This is a genomic window from Xylanibacter rodentium (assembly GCF_013166575.1).
GTDB lineage: Bacteria > Bacteroidota > Bacteroidia > Bacteroidales > Bacteroidaceae > Prevotella > Prevotella rodentium.
On the sequence record NZ_JABKKE010000045.1, the window covers coordinates 1 to 5,269 of the forward strand.

A 5,269-nucleotide genomic window follows, 5' to 3' on the forward strand; every position below is an offset into this window, starting at 1 on the left:
AATCTGTTTTACAGGATATATACCTCTTTGGTTGGGATAATAATGAAGTTGGGATAACTGCTATTATCCGAAAGTTAGGATAAAAGAACACTGTCACGCCCGAACTTGCGGAACATGGCGCAGAACTTCCGCAAGTCTTTCCGCAGGAGTGCGTCCGCCTGCCGTTTCGTCATGGTGCGTGCCGAATACTTTTCCCCCGGCTGCACCTGATGACCCCAGCCCACGTATGGGTGGTGTTTCTCCGTGTGCCAGCCCTCAAAATACTTCGTACAGCGAACCGCCCGCTCGAAAGGCGGCAGGCGGTAGATTGCCGCCTGCCCGTCCGTCCCCTTCTGACGGCTGTCCCGTGCGGACACGGAACAGACCGCCAGAAGCGAACAGAGGATAGCCATGAACACACGCATCATCTTGGCAGAGGTTTGTAATTGCCTATGGGGATGACGGTTTGAATGTCATCCTTCACATTCCGGTTGTTGAAGTCAAATTCCAATTCGTAGGAATTTTTGAAGTTGTCCTCCACAACCACGATGAAGTTGTGCGCCTCGTCGCCCTCTGCCGTGTAGTACAGGCGGAACTTTTCGTTTTCGAGCAGGTAGCGGTCGTTAGGCAGGAAAGTGATGCCGCCCGCCATTTCCAACTTGCCTTCCCCCTCGAACTGGAAATACCGGATGGTGTAGAGCGTGTTGGCAAATTCGCCCGTTCTTTTCAGCTCACAGCGAATTTCCACCGTCTGCCCCTTTGTGACCTTGTTCGGCACGGGCATAGTTTCCACCGTGAACGGATAGGATTGCTGGATGTCCATGTCATCGTCACACGATGCAAGCGTGAGCGACACGGCGGCGAACAGGCAGAGTGCCAACGCCTTGAAGATTGATATTCTCTTGTTCTTGTTGTTCAGTATGTTCATTGTCCTTTGATTTTTAAGTTATTGTTCATATTCTTTTTTTTGCTGTCAGTTGCAGATACTCGTTCAAGTCCTTACAACCGTCATAGAGGGCGGAACGGTCACAGACACGTCCGTCGTAGTGTCCTTTGAGGGCTTCCAGCGTCCTCCACCCGGCTTCGTCACGGTCGAGGAAGCAGTCGATGCGCCCGTACCCGTCTAAGCGTTTCACCGCCTTGCCCACGTTGGCGACGGAGTTCAGCACAATACTGTCGCCATTGCCGCCTATGCCGAATGTGTCAGCGGACAAAAAGTCCATGAAGCCCTCGAACACACTGCATACGTCAGAGGCGGTATCTTCCGGTTTTATCAGTGACACATCTTTCGGCGGCACGCAACCCTTGAAGTAGCGGCTACGGATTTCATAGCCGCCAGCCACGTTCGGGAAACCGATTGCGAAATACCGCTTTCCACGCACGCCGTAGTTCAGGCGGCAGCAGTGGCGGGATGCAACGGCATACGGGATGCCCCGTTCCGCCAGATAGTCCGTCAGTGGTGAGCGGAGCAACGGGACGGCTTCCACTCCCTCAAAGGCAGGTTCGGACGGTTCCGGCAGGTACAACGGCTTTTTCGCTGTGACAAACGGCATGCAGGCGGTTTCCGCTATGAATCTCGCCTGCGCCATGAAGTCGCCGCTTCGGGCAAACTCCCCGGCAAGCGTAAAGATGTCGCCGCCCCTGCCCAAACCGAAGTCGTACCAGAGTCGTTTCGCCACGTTTACGCGGAAAGAGGGTGTGCGCTCATTGCGGTATGGCGCACGATACCAAAGTTCGTTTCCGCTCCTTCGGACAGGCTCATGTCCCAACCGTGCGAGAAAGTCCGCGAGGGATATTTGCCTCATGGTGTCTATGTCCGTCCGTTCCATGCCACGTATCAGTTGATGATGAACTTGATGCCCAGCCCCCATTGGCAGTGGAACTTCTTCGTGTCGCCACCCCACAGGCAACGCTCCCGGAGGTTGGCGAGCAGGGCAATACGGTCAGCCACGTAAAACTCCATATCGAGCGTCAGCGCACCGCCATAGATGAAGGCGTCCCGGTCATGCAGTGTCGAACCGTCATGCAGCACCTTTTCGCCCCAATTCACCGATTCATACCCGGCGAGAGCCGAAGCCCCTGCATAGACGAACACGATTTTACGGGCATCGGAAAGTATCTTGAAATAGTAGCCGCCTTCCGCCGTGAACTGCGCTACGGGTATGGCTGTGTCCTTGTAGGGGTTGTTCTTCAGGAGATACTCACCTCCGAACACCCATTTGTTCCCCTTCTTCGTGTAGGTGGAGAGAGCCGCCCCGAAACTGTACCCGCCGTCGTTGCCGCCGGGTTTGAAGCCGTCCGCCAGATTCGCCCTTACCTCGATGCCCTGCATCTTCGGCAGGCATCGCTGGGCGTGCGCCTGCCCCGTGAACAGGGCAAGCGACGCGATGATTATTGCGATGTACTTTCTCATGGTCAGCGCACTTGAAGTTCGTTGATGGTATTGGCACGCACCAAGTCCTCATTCTCGATCACGAAAGACTGGTGACGGCCGCCGTTCTTCTCGTTCACCTCCACCACGAGGCATTTGCCGTCGGGGATGGTAAACTTCGCCATAGTGAAGACCGTGCGTTCGCTTTTTTTGCCCGGCACGAGCGTGGCGTAGTTCTGCGCGCGAAGCGGCAGGATGATACGCTCCTGCACGGCGGTACGCTTCGCCACCTTCTTGTCCACGATTTTCCACGTGATGTAGTCCACATCGAAAGGCACGTTGCTCTGGTTCCTGATTTCCGTGTGGAAATACAGAAGCCCGTTGTGCGTGTAGATGCCTTTCAGAAGGTACTGGATGCCGAAACGCTTGCAGCCGATATGCTTCACCTCACGCTTGTTCTGCTTGTGGATGGACTTCATGATAAGGCGCACCAGCATGGGACTTTCACTGCCCAGCTCTTTCAGGTAGATTTCCTGCGCGTTGTTCGGGCGGTTCACCGCCTCGCCGTCATGGATGAAGTCGCACATCTCCACGTTGAGCAGCAGCGGTTCGGCGGCGTACTTCACGTTGAATGTGTAGAAACTCCCGTCCTCCGTGATTACGGACATGTTGGTTTCGTTCGGAAAGTTCCTCACGGTAGCCTTCACACGGATGACGTTCTCCGCACCGTCGGCTTTGCCCGCAATTAAATCGGGTGAGCCTAAATCGACATAGCGCACTTCCGCCGGGAAGATGACATGCACGGTCTTGTCGTAGGTCACTTCCAAGCCGTGCGGGGGAACCATGCGGTCAAAGCCCAGCTTTCTCGTCAGACCGTGATACAGGTCGCCGTCCGCCTCCTTCTGCGGATAGACCTCCTTTGTCAAGGTGGGTTGTTCACTGCCGTTGGTCGTTTCAACGGTTACGTTTTCCTGCGCGTTGGCAGTTGCGATGCCCATAGCGAGGGCAAACATCATGATTACTTTTTTCATTTTACTTTGAATTTAGTGGGTTGTTGTTATTGATTGGATTTCTTATGATTATACATCAGTCCTTCTCCTGATAGAGCATGACCCTGTATCCGGCTTTCAGATGCACTTTGACGGTACGCATCTTCTTGGCGATGTACTGGCTCGTGCCTTGTATCAGCCCCTTGCCCAAGTCGGAGGCGAGCTGCGCCCCGGCATTGGTGGAGATGTTGATGCTGCTGCCGAGCGAACCGCCCATGTTGGCGGCAACCTCCCTGACAGCGTTCATCTCCATTGAGTTGGGGATGAATATGCCGGGCTGCCCGTCCGTGTCATAGACCTCCAACTCCACCGGAATAACCGTACCGTCGTGTTCCAGAGAGGTGATTTCGATGGCGAGCCGTTCGCCCTGAATCTTGGCTGCGCCGACAACCACCGCATTACGGGGGATGATCCGGTCTGCTACCGCCATCGGCTCCAACAGCCGCAACCTGACCGTCTGCCCGTCCGTCACGCTCTGTGCCCCATAGACACATGCCGGTATGGTGTTCCTGTCCGATACGGTTGTAACGCCCACCGCCGTGTTGAAACTGCGGTTGCGCTCTTGCGAGAAGGAAGCGACAAATTCGGCATTGCTCACGGGCTGTCCGAGCGAGGACACCACTTGGTGCGTCACCTGCCTGACGGGTTTTGCCGTATTCTTTCCGGCTTTCTGCACGGGGGACGACTCTGCGGTCTGTCCATCTGCCGCCTGCGTGCCGTTCTGACCGCCCATGTACTTCGCCGCCAGCTCGTAGGATTTTTCCATGAGTGCCACCTGCTCGTCCATCGTGGAGCTTCTCTCTTTTCCGCTTTCCAGTTCGGATTCGAGCGTGGCGATGCGTTCCAGCATCTCGTCCAACTCCGCATTGTCGTTCTTCGGCTGCTCGTAGAAGTTGCCGAGCGTGGCATTGAGGTCACGGTAGGCTGCTGCCGAGGACTGGATGGTCTTCGGTGCGGGCTTCACCGCCTCTTCCGTTCCGCCGGGATTGGCAAGGTCGAAGTCGCTGCCACTGTCCGCTTCCGCTGTGTCGCGGTCGAACAGGTCGCCCAACTGCTGCATGGCACGGCTGCGGTTCTCCTGCCGTTCCTCCATCGCCCCCTGCTCGTAGGCTTTCGCCTTGTCACCGATAATCCGGCGGTTCTCCTTGTCCGCATCGGGCATCTCGATGTTGTAGCCGCCTGTTCCCGGCTCCTGCTCCTTGCCGGAGGACGGGGCGAATATCAGCCACATCGCCCCGATGAATACCAGCACCATAGCGGGAAGCACTATCATTTTCTGGCGTTTCAGCCGTTGGGCTTCGGTCAGCGGCTTGCGCTCCTTTTTCAGCTTGTCGTTGCCGGGAGCCGCCTTGTTTTCGGGCTTGCTCTCCGTCTTGTTCTCAATCTTTGTTTCGTTCTTTGTCTGTTCCATATAAATAAGGTATTAAGTGATTTTCCGTTTTTTGCTGTATGGACAGTTCCACCTGTCCGGCATGGTCTGTCACCATCCGGCTACCGTCATTCCTGCCGATGTCATAGACGGCTTTACCGAAAGTGTAGAGGGCAAGCGTGGCGAATGCGGCGAGCATTGCCAGCACGATGCGCCTGCGTGTCTTCGGCGGCAAGCCGTCCAGATAGCCTTTGAGCCTTGCCACCAGCATTTTCTTTTTGTCATGGAGTTTCCAATAGGCGCCCCAAAATGATTTCTTGATTTTCTTCATATCCGTTTACCTTTTGATGGTTTGTAAATCCTTGTTCTCGATGATGGTGAACCCCTCGATGGTGAACCCGTTGGGGTTGTCGTCCGAACGGGACGAGTTCAAGAGGCGGCACGTGGTCACGAGGCTGCGCTCTGTGACGTTGCTCTGCCGGATGATTTTCTGCGTGGCGT

6 protein-coding genes and 2 pseudogenes are annotated in these 5,269 nt (G+C 55.6%); all 8 read right to left on the reverse strand.

The features are described from left to right. Positions 1-77: 77 nt before the first annotated feature. Positions 78-407: pseudogene (locus HPS55_RS13725) on the reverse strand (lysozyme); the annotation flags it as partial. Continuing rightward, positions 404-907, reverse strand: coding sequence for a DUF3872 domain-containing protein (locus tag HPS55_RS13730; protein ID WP_172178730.1), 504 nt, complete (start codon positions 905-907; stop codon positions 404-406). The gene HPS55_RS13730 and the pseudogene HPS55_RS13725, both read right to left, overlap by 4 nt. 25 nt (positions 908-932) lie before the next feature. Continuing rightward, a complete protein-coding gene (locus HPS55_RS13735; protein ID WP_172178732.1) occupies positions 933-1,808 on the reverse strand; it encodes a toprim domain-containing protein in 876 nt (291 codons plus the stop codon). Between the two features lie 8 nt (positions 1,809-1,816). Then, on the reverse strand, positions 1,817-2,392 hold the full coding sequence (locus HPS55_RS13740) for a conjugal transfer protein TraO (protein WP_172178734.1): 576 nt from the start codon (positions 2,390-2,392) through the stop codon (positions 1,817-1,819). A 2-nt stretch (positions 2,393-2,394) separates the two neighbouring features. Next, positions 2,395-3,381, reverse strand: a complete 987-nt coding sequence (gene traN / locus HPS55_RS13745; protein ID WP_172178736.1) for a conjugative transposon protein TraN — start codon at positions 3,379-3,381, stop codon at positions 2,395-2,397. A 55-nt stretch (positions 3,382-3,436) separates the two neighbouring features. Next, on the reverse strand, positions 3,437-4,810 hold the full coding sequence (gene traM / locus HPS55_RS13750; protein WP_172178738.1) for a conjugative transposon protein TraM: 1,374 nt from the start codon (positions 4,808-4,810) through the stop codon (positions 3,437-3,439). Further along, the gene (locus HPS55_RS13755; RefSeq protein ID WP_172178740.1) at positions 4,779-5,099 is read right to left on the reverse strand and encodes a TraL conjugative transposon family protein; all 321 of its coding nucleotides are present in this window, start codon (positions 5,097-5,099) and stop codon (positions 4,779-4,781) included. Before HPS55_RS13755 ends, traM begins: the two co-directional genes overlap by 32 nt. A 6-nt stretch (positions 5,100-5,105) precedes the next feature. Further along, positions 5,106-5,269, reverse strand: a pseudogene (locus tag HPS55_RS13760) (conjugative transposon protein TraK); the annotation flags it as partial.

What these genes read in the sequence shown, in the direction of transcription:
- HPS55_RS13730 (WP_172178730.1), bottom strand. Translation starts at nt 907, where the DNA reads ATGAACATACTGAACAACAAGAACAAGAGAATATCAATCTTCAAGGCG.
- HPS55_RS13735 (WP_172178732.1), bottom strand. Translation starts at nt 1,808, where the DNA reads ATGGAACGGACGGACATAGACACCATGAGGCAAATATCCCTCGCGGAC.
- HPS55_RS13740 (WP_172178734.1), bottom strand. Translation starts at nt 2,392, where the DNA reads ATGAGAAAGTACATCGCAATAATCATCGCGTCGCTTGCCCTGTTCACG.
- traN (WP_172178736.1), bottom strand. Translation starts at nt 3,381, where the DNA reads ATGAAAAAAGTAATCATGATGTTTGCCCTCGCTATGGGCATCGCAACT.
- traM (WP_172178738.1), bottom strand. Translation starts at nt 4,810, where the DNA reads ATGGAACAGACAAAGAACGAAACAAAGATTGAGAACAAGACGGAGAGC.
- HPS55_RS13755 (WP_172178740.1), bottom strand. Translation starts at nt 5,099, where the DNA reads ATGAAGAAAATCAAGAAATCATTTTGGGGCGCCTATTGGAAACTCCAT.